18 protein-coding genes, 2 tRNA genes, 2 rRNA genes and 1 riboswitch (1 of these 23 running past the window's edge) are annotated in these 25,251 nt (G+C 63.6%); of the genes, 13 read left to right on the top strand and 9 right to left on the bottom strand.

Annotated elements, in window-relative coordinates; all coding sequences use genetic code 11:
- Nucleotides 1-18 precede the first annotated feature (18 nt).
- From ftsE to JQ592_RS10810, 4 genes are all read left to right on the top strand, one after another.
- On the top strand, nucleotides 19-678 hold the full coding sequence (gene ftsE / locus JQ592_RS10825; RefSeq protein ID WP_018646542.1) for a cell division ATP-binding protein FtsE: 660 nt from the start codon (nucleotides 19-21) through the stop codon (nucleotides 676-678).
- The gene (locus JQ592_RS10820) at nucleotides 671-1,639 is read left to right on the top strand and encodes a cell division protein FtsX (RefSeq protein WP_211402839.1); all 969 of its coding nucleotides are present in this window, start codon (nucleotides 671-673) and stop codon (nucleotides 1,637-1,639) included. The genes ftsE and JQ592_RS10820 overlap by 8 nt, the downstream gene beginning before the upstream one ends.
- A 334-nt stretch (nucleotides 1,640-1,973) precedes the next feature.
- Nucleotides 1,974-2,678 carry a YdcF family protein gene (locus JQ592_RS10815; RefSeq protein WP_211402838.1) on the top strand — a complete coding sequence of 235 codons (705 nt, stop codon included), beginning with the start codon at nucleotides 1,974-1,976 and terminating at the stop codon, nucleotides 2,676-2,678.
- 34 nt (nucleotides 2,679-2,712) lie between these two features.
- A complete protein-coding gene (locus tag JQ592_RS10810) occupies nucleotides 2,713-3,486 on the top strand; it encodes a lysophospholipid acyltransferase family protein (protein WP_211402837.1) in 774 nt (257 codons plus the stop codon).
- Nucleotides 3,487-3,604: 118 nt separating this feature from the next.
- On the opposite strand, the gene JQ592_RS10805 is transcribed toward JQ592_RS10810, so the two are convergent.
- A complete protein-coding gene (locus JQ592_RS10805; RefSeq protein WP_211402836.1) occupies nucleotides 3,605-4,213 on the bottom strand; it encodes a gamma-glutamylcyclotransferase in 609 nt (202 codons plus the stop codon).
- Nucleotides 4,214-4,323: 110 nt separating this feature from the next.
- Here JQ592_RS10805 and JQ592_RS10800 point away from each other — a divergent pair, with 110 nt between their 5' ends.
- Nucleotides 4,324-5,508: a DUF2125 domain-containing protein gene (locus tag JQ592_RS10800; RefSeq protein ID WP_211402835.1), complete on the top strand. Its 1,185-nt coding sequence runs from the start codon at nucleotides 4,324-4,326 to the stop codon at nucleotides 5,506-5,508.
- Nucleotides 5,509-5,627: 119 nt separating this feature from the next.
- On the opposite strand, the gene JQ592_RS10795 is transcribed toward JQ592_RS10800, so the two are convergent.
- Genes JQ592_RS10795 through JQ592_RS10785 form a run of 3 tightly spaced genes read right to left on the bottom strand, consistent with a single transcriptional unit; the run spans nucleotide 5,628 to nucleotide 8,541 of the window.
- On the bottom strand, nucleotides 5,628-6,563 hold the full coding sequence (locus JQ592_RS10795; RefSeq protein ID WP_211402834.1) for a prephenate/arogenate dehydrogenase family protein: 936 nt from the start codon (nucleotides 6,561-6,563) through the stop codon (nucleotides 5,628-5,630).
- Nucleotides 6,560-7,657: a histidinol-phosphate transaminase gene (gene hisC, locus JQ592_RS10790; RefSeq protein ID WP_211402833.1), complete on the bottom strand. Its 1,098-nt coding sequence runs from the start codon at nucleotides 7,655-7,657 to the stop codon at nucleotides 6,560-6,562. Before hisC ends, JQ592_RS10795 begins: the two co-directional genes overlap by 4 nt.
- Before the next feature lie 35 nt (nucleotides 7,658-7,692).
- Entirely contained in the window at nucleotides 7,693-8,541 is an 849-nt protein-coding gene (locus JQ592_RS10785) for a chorismate mutase (RefSeq protein ID WP_211402832.1), read from the bottom strand.
- Nucleotides 8,542-8,758: 217 nt separating this feature from the next.
- Nucleotides 8,759-8,838, top strand: a riboswitch (SAM riboswitch).
- A 90-nt stretch (nucleotides 8,839-8,928) separates the two neighbouring features.
- On the opposite strand from JQ592_RS10785, the gene metX reads away from it, so the two are divergent.
- Nucleotides 8,929-10,131, top strand: a complete 1,203-nt coding sequence (metX, locus tag JQ592_RS10780) for a homoserine O-acetyltransferase MetX (protein ID WP_211402831.1) — start codon at nucleotides 8,929-8,931, stop codon at nucleotides 10,129-10,131.
- A gap of 1 nt (nucleotide 10,132) precedes the next feature.
- The gene (gene metW, locus JQ592_RS10775) at nucleotides 10,133-10,795 is read left to right on the top strand and encodes a methionine biosynthesis protein MetW (RefSeq protein ID WP_018646552.1); all 663 of its coding nucleotides are present in this window, start codon (nucleotides 10,133-10,135) and stop codon (nucleotides 10,793-10,795) included.
- Between the two features lie 121 nt (nucleotides 10,796-10,916).
- On the opposite strand, the gene JQ592_RS10770 is transcribed toward metW, so the two are convergent.
- Nucleotides 10,917-11,780: an alpha/beta fold hydrolase gene (locus JQ592_RS10770; protein WP_211402830.1), complete on the bottom strand. Its 864-nt coding sequence runs from the start codon at nucleotides 11,778-11,780 to the stop codon at nucleotides 10,917-10,919.
- 214 nt (nucleotides 11,781-11,994) lie between these two features.
- Here JQ592_RS10770 and JQ592_RS10765 point away from each other — a divergent pair, with 214 nt between their 5' ends.
- Nucleotides 11,995-12,654, top strand: coding sequence for a TIGR02594 family protein (locus JQ592_RS10765; RefSeq protein WP_211402829.1), 660 nt, complete (start codon nucleotides 11,995-11,997; stop codon nucleotides 12,652-12,654).
- 209 nt (nucleotides 12,655-12,863) lie between these two features.
- On the opposite strand, the gene JQ592_RS10760 is transcribed toward JQ592_RS10765, so the two are convergent.
- Nucleotides 12,864-13,667: an MOSC domain-containing protein gene (locus tag JQ592_RS10760; protein ID WP_211402828.1), complete on the bottom strand. Its 804-nt coding sequence runs from the start codon at nucleotides 13,665-13,667 to the stop codon at nucleotides 12,864-12,866.
- Between the two features lie 240 nt (nucleotides 13,668-13,907).
- On the opposite strand from JQ592_RS10760, the gene clpB reads away from it, so the two are divergent.
- Entirely contained in the window at nucleotides 13,908-16,547 is a 2,640-nt protein-coding gene (clpB, locus tag JQ592_RS10755) for an ATP-dependent chaperone ClpB (protein WP_211402827.1), read from the top strand.
- Nucleotides 16,548-16,633: 86 nt separating this feature from the next.
- Here clpB and JQ592_RS10750 read toward each other — a convergent pair whose 3' ends face one another.
- The 3 genes from JQ592_RS10750 to JQ592_RS10740 all read right to left on the bottom strand — a co-directional run bounded on the left by JQ592_RS10750 (nucleotide 16,634) and on the right by JQ592_RS10740 (nucleotide 20,815).
- The gene (locus JQ592_RS10750) at nucleotides 16,634-16,900 is read right to left on the bottom strand and encodes a hypothetical protein (RefSeq protein ID WP_211402826.1); all 267 of its coding nucleotides are present in this window, start codon (nucleotides 16,898-16,900) and stop codon (nucleotides 16,634-16,636) included.
- Nucleotides 16,901-16,989: 89 nt separating this feature from the next.
- Nucleotides 16,990-18,609, bottom strand: coding sequence for an SMP-30/gluconolactonase/LRE family protein (locus JQ592_RS10745; protein WP_211402825.1), 1,620 nt, complete (start codon nucleotides 18,607-18,609; stop codon nucleotides 16,990-16,992).
- 142 nt (nucleotides 18,610-18,751) lie between these two features.
- Entirely contained in the window at nucleotides 18,752-20,815 is a 2,064-nt protein-coding gene (locus tag JQ592_RS10740; protein ID WP_211402824.1) for a M23 family metallopeptidase, read from the bottom strand.
- A gap of 1,026 nt (nucleotides 20,816-21,841) precedes the next feature.
- Here JQ592_RS10740 and JQ592_RS10735 point away from each other — a divergent pair.
- The 4 genes from JQ592_RS10735 to JQ592_RS10720 all read left to right on the top strand — a co-directional run.
- Nucleotides 21,842-23,330, top strand: a 16S ribosomal RNA gene (locus JQ592_RS10735).
- 190 nt (nucleotides 23,331-23,520) lie between these two features.
- A tRNA-Ile gene (locus JQ592_RS10730) sits at nucleotides 23,521-23,597 on the top strand.
- 33 nt (nucleotides 23,598-23,630) lie between these two features.
- Nucleotides 23,631-23,706: transfer RNA gene (locus JQ592_RS10725), tRNA-Ala, on the top strand.
- Nucleotides 23,707-24,112: 406 nt separating this feature from the next.
- Nucleotides 24,113-25,251, top strand: a 23S ribosomal RNA gene (locus JQ592_RS10720) (it continues 1,707 nt past the right edge of the window).
- Together the 16S and 23S rRNA genes with 2 tRNA genes alongside form the textbook arrangement of a ribosomal RNA operon.

Below are 25,251 nucleotides of genomic sequence, written 5' to 3'. Positions count from 1 at the left end.
TCTCGAACGGAGCTGAGCTTGGTTCGGTTCGAAAATGTCGGATTGCGTTACGGACTGGGGCCGGAGATCCTGCGCGACCTCAGCTTCCAGATCCCCGCGCATTCCTTCCAGTTCCTCACCGGCCCGTCCGGCGCCGGCAAGACCTCGCTGCTGCGTCTGTTGTTCCTGTCGCACCGGCCGACGCGCGGCCTCGTCAATCTGTTCGGCCACGATATCTCGCAGCTCGGCAAGGACGAGATCGCCGATTTGCGCAAGCGCATCGGCATTGTGCTCCAGGATTTCCGCCTGCTCGACCACATGACGACCTACGAGAATGTCGCGCTGCCGTTCCGCGTCATGGGCCGCAGCGAGTCGAGCTATCGCAAGGAGGTCATCGACCTCTTGCGCTGGGTCGGCCTCGGCGACCGCATGGACGCGCTGCCGCCGATCCTGTCGGGCGGCGAGAAGCAGCGCGCCGCGATCGCGCGCGCGGTGATCTCGCGGCCGCAGCTGCTGCTCGCGGACGAGCCGACCGGCAGCGTCGATCCGACGCTCGGCCGCCGCCTGCTGCGGCTTTTCATCGAGCTCAACAAATCCGGCACCGCCGTCATCATCGCGACCCACGACATCGGCCTGATGGACCAGTACGAGGCGCGGCGGCTGGTGCTGCATCAGGGACGGCTGCACGTCTATGAATAGGACCGACGAGCGCGGCGTGCTGGTCGATCTCGGACAGGAGCGTCCGCAGCTTCCGGCCAAGGCGCGCAACATGTCGCCGATCGTGCCGCGCGCCTCGATCCACGGCCGCGCGCTGGTCGCCGTCGTCGCCATCATGACGTTCCTGGCGTCGATGACCACGGGCACGGTGCTGCTGGTCAGCGCTTCCGCCGCGGAATGGCAGTCGGAGGTCGCGAGCGAGATCACCATCCAGGTCCGTCCGCAGGCGGGGCGCGATCTCGACCGCGACACCGCCGCGGTGACCGAGGCGATGCGCGCGCAGGCCGGCATCGTCGAGGTCAAGCCGTTCAGCAAGGACGAGAGCGGCAAGCTGCTCGAGCCCTGGCTCGGTACCGGCCTGTCGATGGACGATCTGCCGGTGCCGCGCATGATCATCGCGCGCGTGCAGCCGGGCACGCCGTTCGATCTCGGCGCCTTGCGCGCCCGCGTGACGCAAGTGGCTCCGAGCGCCAGCGTCGACGATCATCGCGCCTGGATCGAGCGCATGCGCTCGATGACCAATGCCACCGTGCTCGCCGGCCTCGGCATTCTCGCGCTCGTCATCATCGCGACCATCATCTCGGTGTCGTTCGCGACCCGCGGCGCCATGGCGGCGAACCGCCCGATCGTCGAGGTGCTGCATTTCGTCGGTGCCGGCGACCGCTACATCGCCAACCGTTTCCTGCGGCATTTCCTCAGGCTCGGCCTCGAAGGCGGCGTGATCGGCGGCGGCGCCGCCATGCTGGTGTTCGGCTTCTCCGAGTCGGTTGCCGGCTGGTTTTCGGGGACCCCGGTCGGCGACCAGTTCGCAGCCTTGCTGGGTACCTTCTCGCTGCGGCCGTCCGGCTATGTCGTGCTCGCGGTGCAGGCGGTCCTGATCGGCGCCATCACCGCGGTTGCCTCGCGCCAGACACTGTTCGCGACGCTGAATGATGTTGATTGAGTGTCGTGTGATTGAGTTAGACGAAATACTCGCGACGGACTCCCTCCTTTCCCTTCTCCCCTTGCGGGAGAAGGTGGCATAGGCGGCCTTCGGCCGCCGTTCTTAAAGAACGCCGAAGCGAAGCTTCGGCTACGGCGCCGGATGAGGGGTATCTATCCGCGCGCACGAACGTTGAGGCGAATGTGCGGAGACAGACCCCTCACCCGTCTCGCCGCTTCGCGGCGAGCCACCCTCTCCCACAAGGGGGCCCACAAGGGGAGAGGGTGAACAAACCGGACTCCACTTCGCCTCAAAACGTCATAAAATCATCCAGGGAAGGGATCACCGACATCGCATGACCTCGCCGACCGACGATCGATCGCCGAAACTGCCGCGCGGCTGGCTGCGCGCGACAATCGTGTCGACGATTGCGTTCGCTTTCGTCGGCGCGGCGGCGGGTTTCGTCGCGTTCCTGTCGCAGATGCGCGGCGCCGAGATCACGCCGGACCGCAAGGCCGACGGCATCGTGGTCCTGACCGGCGGTTCCTCGCGGGTGTCGGACGCGATGGAGCTGCTGGCCGCCGGCTATGGCAAGCGGCTGCTGATCTCCGGCGTGCATCCGACCTCGACGGCCAGCGACATCTCGCGAACCTTGCCGGAGAACCAGTCCTTCATGACCTGCTGCGTCGATCTCGACCGTACCGCGCTGACGACCCGCGGCAACGCCGCGGAGGCGCGGCGCTGGGCCGAGGGGCGACGATTCAAGTCGCTGATCGTGGTCACCTCGAATTACCACATGCCGCGCGCGCTGGTGGAATTCTCGCATGCGATGCCGGAGACGACGTTGATCCCGTTCGCGGTGGTCGGCGATAAATGGCGCGAGGAGCCGTGGTGGACCTCGGCGTCCACCCTGCGGCTGCTGTTGTCCGAATATGTCAAGTACATCGCGGCCGAGCTCAGGGTGCGGCTGGAGGATTTCGGGATTGACCTTTCGCCCGAGATGTCGGAGCAGCCTGCAGGCCAGCAGCCGAGGCGGCCCGCCACCGCCCAGGCCAATTGACCGGCTATTGATCGGCAAATTGATCGGACCGTCGATGTTTCTGATTTTCCTGCGCTCGCTCGTGTTCAACGTGCTGTTCTACGCCGTATTGGTCTGCCTTGCGATCGTGGCGCTGCCGACCTTCGCGTTGCCGCCGCGCGCCATGCTCACGGTTGCCGAATGGTGGGCGAAGGCGACGCTGGTCCTGATGCGCGTGATCTGCAACATCAAGGTGGAATTCCGGGGTGTCGAGAAGATCCCGCAGGGGCCGCTGGTGATCGCAGCGAAGCACCAGTCGTTCTGGGAAACGTTCGTGCTGCCGGGTTTCTTCAACCGCCCGATCTTCATCCTCAAGCGCCAGCTCGTGCAGATTCCGGTGTTCGGCCAGTTCCTGGTCAAGACCGGGATGATCGCGATCGATCGCAATGCCGGCGTGAAGGCGCTGCTGGACATGACGCGGCGCGCGCGCGAAGCGGTCCGCAGTGGAAAGCAGCTCGTGATCTTTCCGGAAGGCACGCGCCGCGCGCCGGGTGCGCCGCCCGACTACAAGACCGGCTTCGCCCAGATCTATTCGTCCTGCGGCGTGCCGTGCCTGCCGATCGCGCTCAATTCCGGCCTGTTCTGGCCGCGCCGCACCTTCATGCGCTATCCCGGCACGCTGGTGGTCGAGTTCCTCGATCCGCTGCCATCAGGCCTGCCGAAGGACGAGTTTCTTTCCCGCGTGCAAACGGTCATCGAAGATGCGACCGGTCGCCTCGTCGAAGCGGGGCGGAAAGAGCAGGAGCAGTTGATCGGCACCGCGCCGAGCTACGCGCCGTCGGAGAGCTAAAGCATGATCCGGACCCGCAGGGCCGCGTTAGCGCAAAGTGCGAAGCGGTTTTCCGGAAAGATCATGCGCAAACAACAACCTAAAGCGCGATGACAATTCATCCAAATCTCATCGCGCTTTAGCGGCTCTCTCGATCTTCGGGAGCCGGCGCGTGCAGCGAATGTGCCTCCCTATGCAGCATCGTCGCGAGCTGATGCAATTGCGTGTCGCGAAAACCTTCGGCCTCGATGGCTTTCACCGTCGCCGTGACGTAGTCGCGGTTGGCGCCGGACTGGCCATGGCCCTGGACGACATGGCGGTGCTGATCGGCGAGCGACAGGCGGCCGGCATATTGCACATGGCCGCGGTCGACGACATAGGCGAGCGCGGAGACGCGCTGCCGCGCATCGTTTTCCAGCCACACCGAGCGCATCACCTCGCGATAGACCGACGTCACCTGCTCGCGCTCTCGCAAATAGGCGACGACGTCGGTGCGGTTCTTCTCGGCGACGCGGAAGGCGATGCCGCGGCAGGCGCCGCCGCGATCGAGCCCGAGCACCAGGCCGGGCTTTTCCGGCGTGCCGCGATGCACGAAGGAATAGACGCAGAGCGCGCGATGCTCGCCGACCAGCCGGGCCGGGACGCGTTCCTCGAATTCGAAGCCCGGCCGCCACATCAGCGAGCCGTAGCCGAACACCCAGAGGTCGTCCTTGGCTGTGGTGACGGAGGGGAGGGTGATTTCCGACATTTCGGGCACGGCTACCAGAATGAAGGCTCCAAGCGAAGCGATTTCTCAGTCTTTCGTCGGGGGCCGGCCCCGCTTACATTTGCCTGAATCTGGGGCCAAAGGGTCGCCGCATGTCCGATATGACCGTTGCCACAGGCCGCCGCTCCCGTTGGGGCCTTTTCATTGCACCCGTTCTCCTGCTGATCCTCGCCCTCGCGTGGACCGGCTTCTGGTTCTATGCCGCTTCGCAGGCCGAGGTGGCCGCAGACGCCTGGCGCGCGCAGGAGGCCAAGTCTGGCCGCATCTATGACTGCGCCAAGCGCTCGATCGCAGGCTTCCCGTTCCGCTTCGAGGTCCAGTGCTCCGGCGCCAGCGTCGCCCTGGTCTCGCAGAACGCCAGCAAGACGCCGTTCACGGCGAAGCTCGACAACATCCTGGTCGTCGCCCAGGTCTACGATCCCAAGCTCGTCATCGCCGAGTTCTCGGCGCCGGCGACGCTGATCGACGGCGTCACGCAGAACACCTTCGTGGTGAACTGGAGCAAGGGCCGCAGCAGCGTGGTCGGCCTGCCGGCCGTGCCGGACCGCGCCTCGATCGTGTTCGACGATCCCAGCATCAATCGCGTTGATGGCTCGGTGCAGGTGCCGCTCGCGCGCGCCAAGCAGATCGAGCTGCATGGCCGCCTCGCGGAGGGCTCGCCTGCCGATCATCCCGTGATCGAGACCGTGCTCCACATCGCGCAGGGCAGCATCCAGGGCGTTCATCCCTTGCTCGCCGAGCCGTTCGAGGCCGATACGCGCGCCAAGGTCACCGGCCTTTCCGACCTCACGCCGAAGCCCTGGCCGCAGCGCTTCCGCGAGATCCAGGCCGCCGGCGGTCATATCGAGATCGTGCAGTCGCGGATCCAGCAGGGCGAGATGATCGCGGTCGCGGCCGGCACGCTCGGCCTCTCGGCCAATGGCCGACTGGACGGCGAGCTGCAGATGACGGTGACCGGCCTTGAGCGCGTGATCCCGGCGCTCGGCATCGAGAAGATGCTGGAGGAGGGCGTGCCGCAGGCAACGCTGGATCGCGTCGCGCCCGGCGTGAAGTCGCAGGACCTCAACAATCTCTTTGGCGCGCTCGACCGCGCCGTTCCCGGCCTCGGCAAGGTCATCAAGCAGAACGCCAACGCCGGCGTTGCCGCCGGCATCAACTCGATCGGCACCGAGAGCACGCTTGAGGGCAAGAAAGCGAGAAGCTTCCCGCTGAAGTTCGTCGACGGTGCCGTGCTGCTCGGCCCGGTCAAGGTCGGGCAGATCCCGCCGCTGTATTAGTTGGCTCCCGTAGCCCGGATGGAGCGAAGCGCAATCCGGGGTTCTTGATCATAGCTGGCACTCTCCCGGATTACGCTCGCGCTCCATCCGGGCTACGCAGCTTTGTCCGGGCTACAAGCTCACGGCTTCTTCAGCGCCGCATGGGGCCGGCCGAAATCTGCTGCCGCCGAATCCTGGCCGATCTCGACGATGCCGCGGCGGATGGCGCGGGTGCGGGTGAAGTGATCGAACAGTGCGTCGCCGTCGCCGCGGCGGATGGCGCGGGTGAGCTTGGCGAGATCCTCGGTGAAGGTGCCGAGCATCTCCAGCACGGCTTCCTTGTTGGCGAGGAACACGTCGCGCCACATCGTCGGATCGGAGGCGGCGATGCGGGTGAAGTCGCGAAAGCCGCCGGCGGAGAATTTTATCACTTCCGATTCCGTCACCTGCGCCAGCTCGTCGGCGGTGCCGACGATGGTGTAGGCGATTAGATGCGGCAGATGGCTGGTGATCGCGAGCACGAGATCATGATGATCCGGCGTCATTACCTCGACCTTGGCGCCCATCGCGGCCCAGAAGGCGCGCAAGTGAGCGACGGCGTCGGCATCGGTGCCCTCCGGCGGCGTCAGAATGCACCAGCGGTTGATGAAGAGCTCGGCGAAGCCGGAATCCGGACCCGAATGCTCGGTGCCCGCGACCGGATGTGCCGGCACGAAATGGACGCCCTGCGGCAGATGCGGCGCCATGTCCCTGACGACTGCACCCTTGACCGAGCCGACGTCGGAGATAACGGCGCCGGGCTTCAAATGCGGCGCGATCTCCTGCGCGACCGGTCCGCAGGCCCCGACGGGAATGCAGAGGATGATGAGGTCGGCATCCTTCACCGCTTCCGCATTGGTGGCCACGACCTGGTCGACAATGCCGAGCTCGGTCACTCGCGCGCGCGTCTTCTCCGAGCGCGCGGTGGTGACGATCTCGGAAGCCAGGCCCTGGAGCTTCGCAGCGCGCGCGATCGAGCCGCCGATCAGGCCGAAGCCGATCAGGGCAACGCGCTGGAAATGCGGGTTCGCGCTCATTTGCCGGCCATGAAGTCGCGCAAGGCATCGACGACGAGGCGGTTGGCCTCCTCGGTGCCGATGGTCATGCGCAGGGAATGCGGCAGGCCGTAGTTCTTCAGCGCGCGCAACACGAGGCCCCGCCTAGTGAGGAAGGCGTCGGCATCGTCCGAGGTCCTGCCCTTGTCGGTCGGGAAGTGGATCAGCACGAAATTGGCAACGCTCGGCGTCACCTTCAGGCCGAGCTTGGTGATCTCCTCGGTCAGCCAGTTGCGCCAGGTCTCGGTGAACTGCTTCGACATCGCCTGATGCGCGGTGTCCTCGATCGCGGCAACCGCGGCGTACATCGCCGGCGTCGACACGTTGAAGGGACCGCGGATGCGGTTGACCGCGTCGATGATGTGCTCGGGGCCGAACATCCAGCCGATGCGCAGCGCGGCAAGGCCGTGGATCTTGGAGAAGGTGTGGGTCACCACCGTATTCTCGGTGGTGGCGACGAGCTCGATCCCCATCTCGTAATCGTTGCGCGAGACGTAGTCGCAATAGGCGGCGTCCAGCACCAGCAGCACGTGCGAGGGCAGGCCGGCGCGCAGCCGCTTGACCTCGTCGAACGGAATATAGGTGCCGGTCGGGTTGTTCGGATTGGCGAGCCAGACCAGCTTCGTCTTCGGCGTCACCGCCTTGAGGATGGCGTCGACGTTGCAGGTGAGGTTGGTCTCCTCCGCGATCACGTTCCTGGCGCCGACCGCCATGGTCGCGATCGGGTAGACCAGGAAGCCGTGCGTGGTGGAGATCGCCTCGTCGCCTTGACCGAGATAGGTGTGGGCGAGCAGGTTGAGGATCTCGTCCGAGCCGGCGCCGCAGATGATGCGGTTCGGATCGAGCCCGAACGAGCGGCCGATCGCTTCGCGCAGCACGCGCGAGGTGCCTTCCGGATAGTCTTCCAGATGATCCGCCACGCGCTTGAAGGCCTCGATCGCCTTGGGCGAGGGCCCGAACGGCGTCTCGTTGGCCGAGAGCTTGAACACCTTGCGGCCCGGCTCCGGCACCGGGGTCTTGCCGGGCGTGTAGGGCGCAATATCGAGAATGCCGGGGTTCGGCACGGGGCGGGACATCTTCAACTCCGGATAGGCTTTAGGCGGTACGCGATTTACGATTTCGACCCGGTCGGGGCCACCGTATAGCGCGTTGCGTGGCTGCCGACGAGGGCCGTGGAGCGCACCGAGGCCCCCGCCTCGATCAGGGCAGCCTTGATTTTGTCGATGCTGCTCGCAGCCGTGACCGAGACCAGCAGCGCCGCGCCGTCGAAGGCGGTATCGGGCACCGCCACGATGTCGGCGAGCGGCGACAGGGTGCGCGCGACCTCGGCATTCCACCCCGACACGCGAACGCTGAAGGTCTCGACCTCCGTCACCAGGGCGCTGTCGGCGACGCGCGAGATCGCGAACACGGGCAGCGCGGCCGGATGGTCGGCGCGCTCGACGAAGGGCATCCGTGCGATGATCTTCGGTGCGCCTTCTGCCTCCAGCTCCAGCCACCACGGTGTGCGGCTGGAGGTCGCCGAGACCAGGGCCAGATCGCCCTTGGACTTCGCCACCGCCTCGACCGCAGCCTGCGCGCTGAAATGCGCGACATACGGCACCGTAAAGCCAAAATGGAAGCGGACGGAATCGCGCATCGCGGGCTCGCTCACCGAGATGTCGGCATGCACGGAGAACGGCGCCTGCACATAGGTGAAGGTCGATATGATGACGCGCCAGATGCTCTCGACGGTGTCGAGCGGTAGGATGCCGCGATGACGCTGCACGATCTCGCGCATCATGGAGGCCTCGCGCGCCGGGCGGAAGGCCGAGCCGACCTCCTGGGTCTGCTTCACCTGGATCAGGCGGTCGATGATGTCGCCGCGCTGCATCAGCAGGCGATGCATTGCCTCGTCGATCGCATCGATCTCCTTGCGCAATTCCTGCAATGATGGTGGCGCGGGCGGACGTTGGGACATATCTGGCGGTGGTTGTTGAGAGGCGTTCCAATGCGGGCCGGCCAAAGAGACTGGTAAGGTCCGATCCGCTGCGATCAACGTCCTGATTAGGCAGTCAGGGCGACGAAAGCAAAGAGAAATGCAAAGGGAAATTAGGCCTGTTGGGCCGGCGAGGCAGGGACGAATTTGGCTGATCCGGACCGCGACTTGACGAAAACCGCCCAAGCCGGTAGGTTTTTGCCTGTTCCGTGGTCATTTGAGCCGGCCGGCTTGCAGCCACGTTAAAAAACTCGCTAAACAGGCCGGGGACGCTTCCGATCCCGGCCGAACCTATCGTTCAGGCCGGGTTTTTCATGGCCTGATGTCAATGCGGTCCGAAGTCCGATCGCAAACGAGGTCGATGGTCAGATGGTTGGCGTCAAGTCGATTCCGAGCCCTGCGATCAGTGCCGACGATCGGTCGCATGAGGTTGATCATCCGAGCTCGCTCATCGCGCATTTCGGCACCGAGCAGCCGTTGCCGCTCGATTGCGGCGTCGATCTCACCCCGTTCCAGATCGCCTACCAGACCTATGGCGAGCTCAACGCCGATCGCTCCAACGCGATCCTGATCTGTCATGCGCTGACCGGCGATCAGCACGTCGCCAATGTGCATCCCGTCACCGGCAAGCCGGGCTGGTGGGAGACCCTGGTCGGCCCGGGCCGGCCGCTCGATCCCGACAGGTACTTCATCATCTGCTCCAACGTGATCGGCGGCTGCATGGGCTCGACCGGCCCCGCCTCGATCAATCCCGCCACCGGCAAGGTGTGGGGCCTGAAATTCCCCGTCATCACCATTCCGGACATGGTGCGCGCGCAGGCGATGCTGATCGACCGGCTCGGCATCGACACGCTGTTCGCCGTCGTCGGCGGCTCGATGGGCGGCATGCAGGTGCTGCAATGGACCGCGGCCTATCCCGAGCGCGTGTTCTCCGCGCTGGCGATCGCCTGCTCGACGCGGCACTCGGCGCAGAACATCGCCTTCCACGAGCTCGGCCGCCAGGCCGTGATGGCCGATCCCGACTGGCACAATGGCGGCTATGCCGATCGCGGCATCCATCCGCATCGCGGCCTCGCGGTGGCGCGCATGGCGGCGCACATCACCTATCTCTCGGACGCCGCGCTGCATCGCAAGTTCGGCCGGCGCATGCAGGATCGCGATTTGCCGACCTTCTCGTTCGATGCCGACTTCCAGGTCGAGTCCTATCTGCGCTACCAGGGCTCGTCCTTCGTCGAGCGCTTCGACGCCAACGCCTATCTCTATTTGACGCGCGCGATGGACTATTTCGACATCGCCGCCGACCATGGCGGCGTGCTGGCGAAGGCGTTCGCAGGCATTAAGACCCGCTTCTGCGTCGTCTCCTTCACCAGCGACTGGCTGTTTCCGACCTCGGAATCGCGCGCGCTGGTGCATGCGCTGAACGCCTCGAGCGCGCGGGTGTCGTTCGCCGAGATCGAGACCGATCGCGGCCACGATGCCTTCCTGCTCGACGTGCCCGAGTTCTTCGATATCTCCCGCGCCTTCCTGCAATCGGCCGGCAAGGCACGCGGACTGAACAGCGGGGGTGGCTAGGATGTCAGTGCAGGAAGTGCTGCCGCTGGGCGGCGTTGCGGCCGGGCAGTCCGGCCAGGTTCGCGCCGACCATCTGCTGGTGGCCGAGATGGTCAAGCCAGGCTCGAAAGTGCTCGACGTCGGCTGCGGCGACGGCGACCTGCTTCAGCTGCTCGAGGCCCGCGGCATCGACGGCCGCGGCATCGAGCTGTCGCGCGAGGGCGTCAACCGCTGCGTCGCCAAGGGCCTCGCGGTGGTGCAGGGCGACGCCGATACCGACCTCGTCAACTATCCCGACGATGCCTTCGACTATGTGATCCTGTCGCAGACGCTGCAGGCGACGCGGCAGCCGAAGGTCGTGCTGGAGAACCTGCTGCGCATCGGCCACCGCGCCATCGTGTCGTTCCCGAATTTCGGCTTCTGGAAGATGCGGCTGCAGCTCCTGATCGGCGGCCACATGCCGCGCACGGAGAATTTGCCCGCGACCTGGTACGACACCGCCAATATCCACTTCTGCACCATCAAGGATTTCGTCGAGCTCTGCGACGCGATCAACGTCAAGATGGAGCGCTCGGTGGCACTCGATCTCTACGGTCGCCCGGTGCCGCTGAACCTGCCCTGGTGGGTGTGGAACATGTTCGGCGAACAGGGCGTGTTTCTGCTCAGTCGGGGTGGGGGGAAATAGCTCTCCGTAGCCCGGATGGAGCGCAGCGCAATCCGGGGCAGGTCGTGCCGCGCTCGAGAATCCCGGATTACGCTGCGCTCCATCCGGGCTACGAGACGGAGCGTTTGGCTACGCCTTCGCTCTAATGCGCAGCCAGCGACCTGGGATCGCGCACCGGCCAGCGGCCGGCTTCCACCAGCGTCACGAACCGCTCCACGCTCTCGTTGAACAGCGCGGGCTCCTCGAGATTGAGCACATGGCCCGATTTCGGAAACATCGCGAGCCCTGCGGCCGGCAGATGCTTCTTCAGGAACAGGCTCGGACCGACGCAAGGATCGTCCTCATCGCCGCAGATGATCAGCGCGGGCGTTGCCACCTTCGCGATCGCATCCGCCATCGTGTAGATCGACGGGCGGCCGCCCTGGAAGCCGCGCATCGTGTTGGCCGAACCCTTCGCATCGTGCCGCGCCAGCGCGGCGTAGAAATCGGCGTGGCCGCGCGGATCTTTCACCAGGAAGGGAATCCGGCTCGGCGCCTCGCGCGTGACCTTGGCGACCTCGGCTGAGCCCAGCGACTCGAACTGCTCGGCATTGGCACGGCACTGCTTGCGCCAATTGTCGAGACTTTCGAGCTCCGAGCCAGAGCCGACGCCGGCCAGCGTCATCGACAGCGCGCGATGCGGCGCGTTCAATCCGATCTGGAGCGAGGAGTAGGCGCCCATCGAGAGCCCGACGAGATGCGCGCGCTCGATCTTGAGATGATCGAGCACGGCGAGCGCGTCGGTATAGAAATGCGTGTAGGTGTAGACATCGCCATCAGGCACGTCCGACGGCGTATAGCCGCGCGCCGAATAGGTGATGCAGCGGTGGCCGCGCGAGAAGTAGCGCATCTGCGGCTCCCAATTGGAGTAGTCGGCCGCGAACTCGTGCAGAAAAATAATCGGCGTTCCCTGACCCGCCTCTTCGAAATAGATGCGGACGTCATCCCAGGTCGTGGCGTGGGGCATTAACTGTTTCCCTCTCTTCGAGCCGCCTTTGCAGGATCGCAGTTAATGCTGATGTCCGCAATGCGGCAGCATCGCACCAGCACCAACACAAAATCATCGCAGCCATTCGCCGACGTTGCGTCTTTTTCTCGCCACATCCGGAAGCTTTACGCCCCGGCGGATGTCGGCCATTGCACGGGCCGACGGGAAGTGGGGTGTCAACCAAGGATGAAGAATGTTTGAGTTGTTTGCGTTTCGCCTGTCGCGTTGTGTTGTCGCGCTGGCGGTCTTCTTCGCGGCGGTCGCCGCATTCGTTTCTCCGGCCTCGGCGCGGCCGCATCATCGTCATAGCGCAGAGCGGCACACTTACGTGCACCATGCCAGACATCATCACTCCCGCCATCATGCACGCAGCTCGCGCTTCGAGCGCAGCGCGGCGCAGTTGCGGGCGAGCGGCTTCGCCGACACCCAGGCCAGCTACGATCCGAACGCCAACAGCGTCGGCATCGGCAATAACGGCATGGCTGCGAGCGGCGGCTTCGGCGGCGGATCGGGCCTCGTGTCCGAGGCGCGCCGCTATCTCGGCGGCAATCCGACCGGGCGCGGCAGCCTGTGGTGCGCGCGCTTCATGAACATGGTGCTGGAGCACAGCGGCCACCGTGGCACCGGCTCCGACATGGCCAGCTCGTTCGCGCATTACGGCACGCGCGTCTCCGGCCCGCAGGTCGGCGCCATCGCGGTGATGTCGCGCGGTCGCCGCGGCGGCCATGTCGGCATCATCACCGGCATGGATGCGCAGGGCAATCCGATCATGATTTCCGGCAACAACGGCAACCGCGTCCGCGAGGCGCCGGTCTCGCGCGGCCGGATCTATGCCTATGTGATGCCGAATTGAGGTGACGGTGCGTGGGGTGGGTGGACCCTCGCGTCATGTGAGGTTGTCGTCCCGGGCAAGCGTTAGCGCGGATCCGGGACCCATAACCACAGGCGCGTGTCGTCGCGCGAGCCGGTGACCACGAGTCTTCGCCAAACCACTCCCTGTGGCTATGGGTCCCGGATCGGCGCGCGCTTAGGGCGCGCTTGTCCGGGACGACGAGAGAGGGCTCACACCAATCGCGGCTGCTCCACCGCAACCGCATCGCCGACGCCGATCTCGCCATCGGCGATCACCTCGGCATAGATACCGCAGTCCATATGGCCGAGATGGCGCGAGAGCGTCGGTGGGATCTCGAGATCGCGCTTGGCGGTCACGGGATCGACATTGGTGGCCGGGCAGCGGACGATGCGCTTGACGACTTTCAGCCGGGCCTCGCCGATCGCGAGCGTCTGGCCGACGAGGTCGAGCTCGGACCAGGCCGGCCAGCCGTTCACGTAGAGATTGGCGCGGAAGCGCAGCGGATGCACGGCGGTGCCGCCGAGCATGGCCTCGATGGCGCGGACGCTGTCGAGATTGATGATGGACACGACCTTGCGGGCGACGTCGGAAAAGCTGTGGTCGCGGCCGGACAGGACTTTTGGCGGGCCCTTCAACTCCGGCTGGAAGTTCTCGGCGAAATAGCTCTCGATGGCGGAGCGCCCCGCCGCGGTCTCGAGATCGCCGCTGGCGACGATCTGGCCGTCCTTGCGGATGGTCAGGCGGTTGGTCGCGTCCTCGAAGCGGCTGTCGAGCGAGGCCAGGCGCTCATTGCGCGCCAACATCAGAAACAGGATTTTCGGCTTCCATTCGGGCGCATCGGGGTCGAAGCCGCTCGGGCCGTTCTCGATGGCGTAGCGGCGGTCGGCGGGCAGCGTCTCCCCTCGCCGCAAGGGGACGCGGGGCAGTGGCTCCGGTGTCAGGCCCTTGATCGGGTAGCGGTAGAGGCCGGTGATCTCGGCGGTCTGGCTGGCTGACTTTGCACTAAGGGTCATGCCGCTACTTAGGGGATTCGACGCAGCTCCGCCAAGCCGGCGGATCAGCGCACGAAATTGTGAAGTCGCCTCTTTCGCATCCGCAACCCGCTTCCCACATCTGCCTCAGGCCGGCGGCCACGCCGGTCCACGACGACCGTTACCGGTTGAGAAACGTCAATGCGGTAATCGGAAACCCAATGAAGATGCCGTTTGGGGTGCCTTAGGGGCCCCAGGGGCAGGCCGAGGGATAGAAAAGACATGAATATCGACAAATATACCGAACGCTCCAGGGGCTTCATCCAGTCCGCGCAGTCGCTCGCAGTGCGCGAGGGGCACCAGCAGTTTTCCACCCTGCACGTCCTCAAAGTGCTGCTGGACGACAATGAGGGGCTCGCGGCCGGCCTGATCGACCGCGCCGGCGGCAACTCCCGCGCGATCCTGAAGGCGACCGAGGAGGCCCTCAACAAGGTGCCGAAGGTCTCCGGCGGCGGTGCCGGCCAGATTTATCTCGCGCCCGAGCTCGCCCGCACTTTTGATGCGGCCGAAAAGGCCGGCGAGAAGGCCGGTGACAGCTTCGTCACCGTCGAGCGGCTGCTGCTCGGCCTCACGCTGGAGAAGACCAGCGAGGCGGGTGCGATCCTGAGCAAGGGCGGCGTCACCCCGCAAAACCTCAATGCGGCGATCGAGGCGCTGCGCAAGGGCCGGACCGCGGATTCCGCGACCGCCGAGAACGCCTACGACGCGCTGAAGAAATATGCCCGCGACCTGACCCAGGCTGCGCGCGACGGCAAGCTCGACCCGGTCATCGGCCGCGACGAGGAGATCCGCCGCACCATCCAGGTGCTCTCGCGCCGGACCAAGAACAATCCCGTGCTCATCGGCGAGCCCGGCGTCGGCAAGACCGCCATCGCGGAAGGTCTCGCGCTGCGCATCGTCAACGGTGACGTGCCCGAGAGCCTCAAGGACAAGAAGCTGCTGTCGCTCGACCTCGGCGCACTGATTGCCGGTGCGAAATACCGCGGCGAGTTCGAGGAGCGGCTGAAGGCCGTGCTCCAGGAGGTGACCGGAAGCGAAGGCACCTTCATCCTCTTCATCGACGAGATGCACACGCTGATCGGCGCCGGCAAGGGCGACGGCGCGATGGACGCCTCCAACCTGCTCAAGCCCGCGCTCGCCCGCGGCGAGCTGCACTGCATCGGCGCGACCACGCTCGACGAGTACCAGAAGCACGTCGAGAAGGATGCGGCACTGGCGCGGCGCTTTCAGCCGATCTTCGTCAGCGAGCCCTCGGTCGAGGACACCATCTCGATCCTGCGCGGCCTGAAGGACAAGTACGAGCAGCACCATGGCGTGCGGATCACCGATTCCGCGCTGGTGGCGTCCGCGACGCTGTCCAACCGCTACATCACCGACCGCTTCCTGCCCGACAAGGCGATCGATCTCATGGACGAGGCGGCGGCGCGGCTGAAGATGCAGGTCGATTCCAAGCCGGAAGAGCTGGATTCGCTGGATCGTGAGATCATCCGGCTCAAGATCGAGCAGGAGGCGCTCAAGAAGGAAAGCGATGTGGGCTCCAAGACCCGTCTCGAATCGCTCGAGAAGGAGCTGGCTGAGCTGGAAGAGAAGTCGGCGGCGCTGACATCACGCTGGAGCGCGGAGAAGAACAAGCTCTCCAACGCCCAGAAGCTGAAGTCCGAACTCGACGCCCTTCGTGTCGAGCTCGCCAATGCGCAGCGTCGCGGCGAATTCCAGAAGGCCGGCGAGCTGGCCTATGGCCGCATTCCGGAGCTGGAGAAGAAGCTCGCGGACATCGAGGCGCGTGAAGGCTCCGGCGAGATGATGGAGGAGGCGGTCACCGCCAACCACATCGCGCAGGTGGTCTCGCGGTGGACCGGCGTGCCCGTCGACAAGATGCTGGAGGGCGAGAAGGAGAAGCTCCTGAAGATGGAGGAGCAGCTCGGCACCCGCGTCGTCGGCCAGGCCGAGGCCGTGCGTGCGGTCGCAACCGCCGTGCGCCGCTCGCGTGCGGGCCTGCAGGACCCGAACCGCCCCACCGGCTCGTTCATGTTCTTAGGGCCCACCGGCGTCGGCAAGACCGAGCTGACCAAGGCGCTCGCGGAGTACCTGTTCAACGACGAGACCGCGATGGTCCGCCTCGACATGTCCGAATACATGGAGAAGCACTCGGTCTCGCGGCTGATCGGCGCGCCTCCGGGCTATGTCGGCTATGACGAGGGCGGCGCGCTCACCGAAGCGGTGCGGCGCCGGCCCTACCAGGTCGTGCTGTTCGACGAGATCGAGAAGGCGCACCCCGACGTCTTCAATGTTCTGCTGCAGGTGCTCGACGACGGCCGCCTGACCGACGGCCAGGGTCGCACCGTCGACTTCCGCAACACGCTGATCATCATGACCTCGAACCTCGGTTCGGAATTCCTGGTGAACCAGCCCGAGGGCGAGGATACGTCCGCCGTGCGCGAGCAGGTGATGGGAACGGTGCGGGCGCATTTCCGCCCCGAATTCCTCAACCGTGTCGACGAGATCATCCTGTTCCACCGCCTGCAGAAGAGCGAGATGGGCCGGATCGTCGAGATCCAGTTCGCGCGGCTGCAGAAGCTTTTGACCGATCGCAAGATCGTGCTGGCGCTCGATGCGGCCGGCCGCGACTGGTTAGCTGCCAAGGGCTGGGACCCCGCCTACGGCGCACGGCCGCTGAAGCGGGTGATCCAGCGCTACCTCCAGGATCCGCTCGCCGAGATGATCCTGGCCGGCGACGTCAGGGACGGCGACAAGGTCGCGATCTCCTCCGAAGGCAACGTGCTGACCTTCAACGGCAAGGCGCCGCAGACCGCCGAGATCGCTCAGTTCGAGGCGCCGGTGTCGAAGCGGAAGCTGAACTGAGCGTCATCGCGGCCTGAAACGACAAATCGCCCCGGAGAAGTTTGCTTCTCCGGGGCGAATTGTTTTCGTCGGATCCGGCTGACGTCCTAGCCGACGGCGGACGTGGAGCCGGGCTCGGCCGGTCCAACCTCCTCGTCGTCCTCCTCCAGCTCCGAAAGAATATCCACCAGCTCGCGCACCCGTCCCTGCGCCAGCGGTCGCAAATCGTTGATCATCGGCTCGTCATTGGCGAGCCAGGCTTGGGCTTCGGCAAGTTCCTCGACGGTCGCGCCGGTCCCGATGATTTGGGCAATGGTGACGTCGTCGGCCCGGTCCACGGCCTTGATGACATCGTCGCGTGAGAGGCGCGTCATGGGGCGATCCTCCTGCTGGTCGGTCCCGTTAGCCTCTAACCGGGGAACCGGCGGACCGGTTCCCTCGCGCCGGATTCCGCTGGCAGACGCTACTTCTTCGTCGCCTTGTAGATCGCATTCTCGATGTCGGAGGTGAAGTAGATGACGCCGCTCGCGCCGATCGCCACCCCCGTCGGAATATGCGTCGGCAGGCCGCCCGGCGCGCCTGTCAGCCCGATCGGGAGATCGGCCGCGATCTCGGTGATCTTGCCGGTTTCCGGCTCGATCTCGATCAGCCGCTTGGCGCCGACTTCCGCCACGATCAGCTTGCCGTCGCGGCTTCGCGCGATGCCTTCGGGCATCTTCAACTCCCTGGCGAGCACGGTCTTCTCGCCGTTGCTGTCGATCCTGGACACGGCGCCTGCAAAGGCCTCGGTGATATAGACCTCGTCGGCTTTCCCACCAACGAGCCCGACCGGTCCCTCGAGGTCGCCAATCAGCGTGGTGCGATCCTTGCCGTGCTCGCCGCTGACACGGACCAGCGACTTGGTGCCGAGCTCGGCCACCAGGATGCTGCCGTCCGCGAGCACGATGGCGTCATGCGGCGCCTTGAAGTCGTGCAGCATGTTGCGCGTTGCGCCGGTCTTGCCGTCGATCACCTGCACGGTGCCGGTGAACCAGCTCGACAGGACCACGTCGTTGCCCTTCGCCGTCGCGCTCATCGGATATTCGAGCGTGACGTCGGCGGCATGCATGCGCGCCTTCTCGCTGACCTCGGCGGTTGCACCGTCCACCGTGCGATAGGCAAACACGTCGGCGACGTGGATGGTGTCCCTGCCATTCTCCGAGGTGACACCGATGCCGCCGGGCAGGGCGAGCTTGCCGATGATGATCTGCCTGGCCTGTCCGGTCGCGGGATCGACCTGCTGGATGCCGTTGTCAGCCATGTTGGAGACGTAGATGCGGTCCTTGTCATCGATCGCGAGGTTGTCGAGCGACGGCTGCAGCTGCGCGACCACAGTCTTGGCGCCCGACCTGGGATCGACCCGCACGAGCTGGCCGAGCGCGGTGTCGACCACAAAGAGGTTGCCCTTGGAATCGAAATTCACCGCGGCCGGGACCTTGAAGCCGTCGGCGACGACGGTCAGCTCGGCCTTGTCGACGTCGACCTTTGCGACTTGTCCCTTGAACCAGAGCGGACCGTAGAGCTTGTCGTCGGGACCGAATTCGAAGCCGTTGAGGCCGCCCATCTTCTCCATGATCTGGCGCGGCGGCTTGACGCCTTCGACGTCGATCTCATAGAGCGTGTCGCCGAGAAAGACGGTGGTGGCGTAGAGCCTGCCGTCCTTGCGGAAGGCGAGGGAATTGATACCGGGAAGGCCGGAAGCCAGCTTCTTGATCGGGCCGTCGCCCTTGCGCGCATAGAGATCGCCGGCGAGGAAACCGGTCCAGGCCATGGTGCCGTCGGGCGCGAACGCGATGTCGTCGGCCATTCCGACCGGGGCGGGGATTGCAACCTTGGCGGTACCAGCGGCGATATCGACCTCGTAGAGCGCGGCGCCCGCGACGCTGCCGGCAAACAAATGGCCGCCCTTGTCGATCGCAAGCCCGTGCACGCCATGGAATGCCGAGCCCGGAACGAGCTTGCTCACCTCCCAGTTCTCTGCGGATACACGCGGAATGCAGAAAACCGCAGCAATCAGGGCCGCGCAGGCGAGCCTGTTCTTCATGGCGAGACCTCCCGTTTTTTGGAAAGTATTCGCCCGTCATGCGGCTTTGGCAAACGAAACTTGAAATTGTATCGCGGCGAAGCGGGCTGCGCCTCGCAGTGTTCCGTTCGATCGCGTTTGATGATGTTGGTTGGCGTCGGACTTAGCGGTTGGTGACCTGCAACGGCCCGCCGGTTGCGTCTGACATGCGGGCGATGGCAGCACCCCGGCCGCTCATCATGCCGTCGAGCCGATCGCGCTCTTTCTCGAAGCCGGCGAGCATCGGACCTTCCAGTGAACGGCCGCGTGGCAGCTTGACGCGCATCGGGTCGACGAAGCGGCCGTTGACCAGGATCTCGTAATGGACGTGCGGACCGGTCGACATGCCGCTCGAGCCGACGAAGCCGATCACCTGGCCCTGCCGCACCTTCTTGCCGAGCTCCATGCCCTTGGCGAAGGCCGACATGTGGCCGTAGGCGGTCTCGTAGCCGTTGGAATGCTTGATGCGGATGTACTTGCCGTAACCGCCTTCGGGGCCGGCCTTTTCGATCACGCCGTTGCCGGAGGCGAAGATCGGCGTGCCATAGGCGGTGGCCCAGTCGACGCCCGTATGCATCTTCACGAAGCCGAGGATCGGGTGGCGGCGGCCGCCGAAGCCGGAGCGCATGATGGCGTTGTTGACGGGCTTCCTGACCAGGAACTTCTTCGCGCTCTTGCCGGTCTCGTCATAGTAGTCGACGACGCCGTCGTCGGGGCTCTGGTAGCGGTAGTATTTCTTGGTCTCGCCGCCGACGGTGAGCGAGGCGAACAGCACGTCGTTCTTCTCGCTCGACGTCACGCCCTCTTCTTCGCCGGCATAGAAGACGTCGAAGGAATCGCCCGGCTGCACCTTGCGCTGGAAATCGACGTCGTAGGAGTAGATCTTGATCATGTCCTCGATGACCGGCATCGGCACCTTGTTGCGCATCGCGGTCTCGTAGATGCTCTGGTAGAGCCGGACGCCAGTGCCGTCATCGTCGTCATCGTCGTCGCTGTTGGCGTTGGCCGCGGTATCCGCGACGGTGTTCATGCTGGAGACGTCGACCGCGACGTATTTGCCGAGATCGGATAGCGCCGCGATGGCTTCCACCATGGTGTCGTTTGCAACCACGACGCGATAGGGCTGGAGACGGGCGCCGGGGCTTGCGGGCGCCATCAGGATGCGGAGTTTTTCGCCTTCCTTCAGGCCGCCGTCGCGGCCGCGCGGGCCGAGCGTCGCGGTGATCGCCTTGATCTCGTCAGCGGTGGCGCCGAGGTCGCGCAGCACGGAGCCGACGCTGTCGCCCTTCTTGACCAGATGGACGCGTTCGCCATTGGGATTGCCGCCGGTGATCTGTTCCTTGGTCTTCGGTAGCAGCGTGACGTTTTCCGGTACCACGCGCGTCTCGAAGCCGGCATAGGGATCGGACGGCGACACCTCGGTGGCGTAGGCCATCTTGATGTCGGAGGGGCCGGTCGCGCCGGAGACGTCGGCGGCGGCATTGGCCAGCGAGGCGTAGCGCACCCCGCCATTGCCGCGCCAGTTGGCGGCATCGCGCACCCGCATCAGGATGTCGTCGAGCGCCACCACCGCGGAAATCTTGGCTTTCGGCAGCACCGGCGACAAATCCTTGGTCACGAAGGAGACCTCGGCGTCGGGCTCGACGGCTTCCGGATTGTTCGGATCGTCCGATGCCGTCTTCGGATCGGAGCCGACGTCGGTGAGAAGACGCTGGGCGTTGAACGGCGGAATCTTCGCCGACAGATCGCTCGTCGTCATCGACAGATTGCCGGCGATCCGGACGAAGGGGCGCACCCGCATCACGTCGCGGTTGCCGACGCGGGCGACCGTCGAGACGCGCATGATGTTGCGCGAGGCCGTGGATTCGCTGGGGGGCGGCAGGCGATCGCTCTTGTGCAGTGTGGCGGCGCGATCAGCTGCGCCGAACGCCCCACGCAGCGCGCCTTCGACCCGTTCCGGAACCTTGGCGAAGGTCATCTCGCCGTCGAGCGACGCGAAAACGGCGCCGCCGATCAGGGCCGCGCCGCAAAGTCCGGTCAGAATTGTCCCGCTGAACCATTGTACCGAGACGCGACGGCGGTCGATGACGGCAGCTTCCGAACCATCAACGGACAGCGGCGGCTCGTGGCCGAGATCGATGATCCCGGTCTCACGCCCATAAGCGCCGCGTGACGTCCTGTGGTTCAACCTAAGTCCCCCAATCAACGACCCAAGAGCATTCCAAGAGCCCCATTCCAAGAGCCCGGTTTCGAGCCCCTTCCTGACCGCCCTCTTCGAGGGGCATCGCAGAAATGGGCAAGCCGCACAGGCGTCCGCGGTCAGAAGGCCCGATGACGGGCCGGCCGAAATTACGAACAGCTAAGCGGAAAAAGATCTCTCGATGTCTCTCGAATGTCCGAAGAAGGCCGCTTCATCGTCTGATCGCCTTCCTCTGACCCCACGAAAATCGCCGGCAGCCCCCACTGGCATCCCGCGATTCAAGCTTGTCTCTTATCAGAACGCCGCGGGATTGTGGCTCAAGTACGGCGCCTAATATGGAAAAAGTTTCCTGAACGGCCGGGCCCCGGGACCTCCCTGGAGGGGGGCGCCGGAAGCTGTCCCCAGGGCCCCTCCGGAGCCCCTTAGGAGGCCGCCGGGGACCAAACTTTTTTTCAGTTTTTTTGCCGGGTCGGTCGATCTGGTGCGCTCTGCGGTCCGCTAACTGTCTGGAAACGCGTGATTTTCTTAGCTGATCCACTGTGCGACGATTTGTTGACGATTGGCGTTGACAGCCCGGAAGGTGGGGCCTATAACCCCAACCACTGAGCGCGGCGCCGCCGGGTCACTGACCAAGGCGAGCGAACGCGCCACTGATGCTCCTCACCTTGTTGAGTGAACACAACAGCCGACACCAGTCGGTTGGAGTTCATCCATCGTCGGTAAGGGTGTCGGAACCCTTCCTCTCAGGAAGGTTGGGACCTCTCCGGTTCCGGGCTGTTTGACAAGTGAAGATGAAGAAAGAGAAACGTGGACGGCGGAGTCCTTGCGGGTCTCGCTTCTGAAAAGCTTCGGCTTTTCTGATCGAGACCGGACGAAAGACTTCGGCGGTACACGTTTTAAAGGAAACACCATCGTTGCCCGCGATGTGAATCGCAGGCAGCTCGTCGATTTCGGTCGATGAAAAATGGTGGGACCTCGTCAAACGTTGTGATCAGCCGGTTCAAAGTTCAAGTCCAACTTGAGAGTTTGATCCTGGCTCAGAGCGAACGCTGGCGGCAGGCTTAACACATGCAAGTCGAGCGGGCGTAGCAATACGTCAGCGGCAGACGGGTGAGTAACGCGTGGGAACGTACCTTTTGGTTCGGAACAACACAGGGAAACTTGTGCTAATACCGGATAAGCCCTTACGGGGAAAGATTTATCGCCGAAAGATCGGCCCGCGTCTGATTAGCTAGTTGGTGAGGTAATGGCTCACCAAGGCGACGATCAGTAGCTGGTCTGAGAGGATGATCAGCCACATTGGGACTGAGACACGGCCCAAACTCCTACGGGAGGCAGCAGTGGGGAATATTGGACAATGGGGGCAACCCTGATCCAGCCATGCCGCGTGAGTGATGAAGGCCCTAGGGTTGTAAAGCTCTTTTGTGCGGGAAGATAATGACGGTACCGCAAGAATAAGCCCCGGCTAACTTCGTGCCAGCAGCCGCGGTAATACGAAGGGGGCTAGCGTTGCTCGGAATCACTGGGCGTAAAGGGTGCGTAGGCGGGTCTTTAAGTCAGGGGTGAAATCCTGGAGCTCAACTCCAGAACTGCCTTTGATACTGAAGATCTTGAGTTCGGGAGAGGTGAGTGGAACTGCGAGTGTAGAGGTGAAATTCGTAGATATTCGCAAGAACACCAGTGGCGAAGGCGGCTCACTGGCCCGATACTGACGCTGAGGCACGAAAGCGTGGGGAGCAAACAGGATTAGATACCCTGGTAGTCCACGCCGTAAACGATGAATGCCAGCCGTTAGTGGGTTTACTCACTAGTGGCGCAGCTAACGCTTTAAGCATTCCGCCTGGGGAGTACGGTCGCAAGATTAAAACTCAAAGGAATTGACGGGGGCCCGCACAAGCGGTGGAGCATGTGGTTTAATTCGACGCAACGCGCAGAACCTTACCAGCCCTTGACATGTCCAGGACCGGTCGCAGAGATGTGACCTTCTCTTCGGAGCCTGGAACACAGGTGCTGCATGGCTGTCGTCAGCTCGTGTCGTGAGATGTTGGGTTAAGTCCCGCAACGAGCGCAACCCCCGTCCTTAGTTGCTACCATTTAGTTGAGCACTCTAAGGAGACTGCCGGTGATAAGCCGCGAGGAAGGTGGGGATGACGTCAAGTCCTCATGGCCCTTACGGGCTGGGCTACACACGTGCTACAATGGCGGTGACAATGGGATGCGAAGACGCAAGTCCTAGCAAATCTCAAAAAGCCGTCTCAGTTCGGATTGGGCTCTGCAACTCGAGCCCATGAAGTTGGAATCGCTAGTAATCGTGGATCAGCACGCCACGGTGAATACGTTCCCGGGCCTTGTACACACCGCCCGTCACACCATGGGAGTTGGTTTTACCTGAAGACGGTGCGCTAACCCGCAAGGGAGGCAGCCGGCCACGGTAGGGTCAGCGACTGGGGTGAAGTCGTAACAAGGTAGCCGTAGGGGAACCTGCGGCTGGATCACCTCCTTTCTAAGGATGATCCTTCAGCGAGCTTCGGCTCACTATCGGATCGTTTTAGAAACATCAGTGGCCAACAGATCGCCAGATCGTTGAGCTGCATTGGCGGGATTTCGCCGTCTTCGTTTCTCTTTCTTCGCGGACGAACACGCGCTGGGCCTGTTACGGCAGGATCCAGGGTCCTTAACGGGATATGCGTTAGGGGCTTGTAGCTCAGTTGGTTAGAGCGCGCGCTTGATAAGCGTGAGGTCGGAAGTTCAAGTCTTCCCAGGCCCACCACTTACATCGAGTGAGCATTCGTCTTCTGGTTACGGGGCCATAGCTCAGCTGGGAGAGCGCGTGCTTTGCAAGCATGAGGTCGTCGGTTCGATCCCGTCTGGCTCCACCAGATGGTTTGATCACCGAGGTCATGTACCGTCGTCCGCGAAACATCACTTCGCATTCACTAGTCTGGATAGACAGTGAACTGCGTGTTTTCTGACATCGTAAAGAGGAGATCGATCCGAGTTGGGTCGTGCAGCATATCGTTGCGCGGGCCTTCATTATCTCCGGATCATTTTCGGCGCTCGCACGCTTTTCAAGTGTGGCTCACAAGGCTGCATCTGAAGAACGAGCGAGTTGTAAAATGATCCTTTTAGCGAAGCTTGACCGCCTCGCTATCGGAACGATCTTACGAAGCAAGCTGGTCTTTCTAGTCAATGTCCGGCTGCAGATAGCGTTCATCGAGGGCGCGTGCCGCAAGGCAATTCTGCAGACAACATTCTGCCGAGTGTGTGGACATTGATAATGAGAGCAATCAAGTGCCTTAAGGGTGTTCGGTGGATGCCTTGGCGCTGAGAGGCGATGAAGGACGTGCTACGCTGCGATAAGCCGTGGGGAGCTGCGAAGAAGCTTTGATCCGCGGATTTCCGAATGGGGAAACCCACCTTCGATAGCCGGAACTCCAAGACCTTGTGTCTTGGTGTTCGACCAGAAATGATCGGGACCATGACCGCGAGGTTTTGGATTTCCGGTTATCAAGAGAAGGTATGAGACTTCTGAATACATAGGAGGTTTCAAGCAAACCCAGGGAACTGAAACATCTAAGTACCTGGAGGAAAGGACATCAACAGAGACTCCGTTAGTAGTGGCGAGCGAACGCGGACCAGGCCAGTGATACATCAAAGACAATCGGAACCAGTCAGGAAAGCTGGGCCTCAGAGGGTGATAGCCCCGTACGAGTAATGCGATGATGTATCCACGAGTAAGGCGGGACACGTGCAATCCTGTCTGAACACGGGGGGACCACCCTCCAAGCCTAAGTACTCCTCAGCGACCGATAGCGAACCAGTACCGTGAGGGAAAGGTGAAAAGCACCCCGACGAGGGGAGTGAAATAGACCTGAAACCGGACACCTACAAACAGATGGAGCCCAAGATTCGTTCTGGGTGACATCGTACCTTTTGTATTATGGGCCAGCGACTTAATTTAACGAGCAAGCTTAAGCCGATAGGCGAAGGCGTAGCGAAAGCGAGTCTGAATAGGGCGCCAAGTTCGTTGTATTAGACCCGAAACCTAGTGATCTAGCCATGAGCAGGTTGAAGGTGAGGTAACACTCACTGGAGGACCGAACGGGTGCCTGTTGAAAAAGGCTCCGATGACTTGTGGTTAGGGGTGAAAGGCCAATCAAACTGGGAAATAGCTGGTTCTCCGCGAAAGATATTTAGGTATCGCCTCGGATGAATACCTCAGGGGGTAGAGCACTGGATGGGCTAGGGGGACTTACCGTCTTACCAAACCCAACCAAACTCCGAATACCTGAGAGTACTATCCGGGAGTCACACGGCGGGTGCTAACGTCCGTCGTGGAGAGGGAAACAACCCGGACCTACAGCTAAGGCCCCTAATTCGTGGCTAAGTGGGAAAGGATGTGGAAATCCCAAAACAACCAGGAG

Origin of the sequence: Bradyrhizobium iriomotense, assembly GCF_018129405.1 — a bacterium.
GTDB classification, from domain to species: Bacteria; Pseudomonadota; Alphaproteobacteria; order Rhizobiales; family Xanthobacteraceae; genus Bradyrhizobium; species Bradyrhizobium iriomotense_B.
The sequence above is the reverse complement of the archived record's forward strand: the minus strand, read 5'-3'. Positions and strand labels throughout refer to the sequence as shown.

Coding starts and splice junctions, on each gene's coding strand:
- JQ592_RS10820 (WP_211402839.1), top strand. CDS start 671: ATGAATAGGACCGACGAGCGCGGCGTGCTGGTCGATCTCGGACAGGAG.
- JQ592_RS10815 (WP_211402838.1), top strand. CDS start 1,974: ATGACCTCGCCGACCGACGATCGATCGCCGAAACTGCCGCGCGGCTGG.
- JQ592_RS10810 (WP_211402837.1), top strand. CDS start 2,713: ATGTTTCTGATTTTCCTGCGCTCGCTCGTGTTCAACGTGCTGTTCTAC.
- JQ592_RS10805 (WP_211402836.1), bottom strand. CDS start 4,213: ATGTCGGAAATCACCCTCCCCTCCGTCACCACAGCCAAGGACGACCTC.
- JQ592_RS10800 (WP_211402835.1), top strand. CDS start 4,324: ATGTCCGATATGACCGTTGCCACAGGCCGCCGCTCCCGTTGGGGCCTT.
- JQ592_RS10795 (WP_211402834.1), bottom strand. CDS start 6,563: ATGAGCGCGAACCCGCATTTCCAGCGCGTTGCCCTGATCGGCTTCGGC.
- hisC (WP_211402833.1), bottom strand. CDS start 7,657: ATGTCCCGCCCCGTGCCGAACCCCGGCATTCTCGATATTGCGCCCTAC.
- JQ592_RS10785 (WP_211402832.1), bottom strand. CDS start 8,541: ATGTCCCAACGTCCGCCCGCGCCACCATCATTGCAGGAATTGCGCAAG.
- metX (WP_211402831.1), top strand. CDS start 8,929: ATGGTTGGCGTCAAGTCGATTCCGAGCCCTGCGATCAGTGCCGACGAT.
- metW (WP_018646552.1), top strand. CDS start 10,133: ATGTCAGTGCAGGAAGTGCTGCCGCTGGGCGGCGTTGCGGCCGGGCAG.
- JQ592_RS10770 (WP_211402830.1), bottom strand. CDS start 11,780: ATGCCCCACGCCACGACCTGGGATGACGTCCGCATCTATTTCGAAGAG.
- JQ592_RS10765 (WP_211402829.1), top strand. CDS start 11,995: ATGTTTGAGTTGTTTGCGTTTCGCCTGTCGCGTTGTGTTGTCGCGCTG.
- JQ592_RS10760 (WP_211402828.1), bottom strand. CDS start 13,667: ATGACCCTTAGTGCAAAGTCAGCCAGCCAGACCGCCGAGATCACCGGC.
- clpB (WP_211402827.1), top strand. CDS start 13,908: ATGAATATCGACAAATATACCGAACGCTCCAGGGGCTTCATCCAGTCC.
- JQ592_RS10750 (WP_211402826.1), bottom strand. CDS start 16,900: ATGACGCGCCTCTCACGCGACGATGTCATCAAGGCCGTGGACCGGGCC.
- JQ592_RS10745 (WP_211402825.1), bottom strand. CDS start 18,609: ATGAAGAACAGGCTCGCCTGCGCGGCCCTGATTGCTGCGGTTTTCTGC.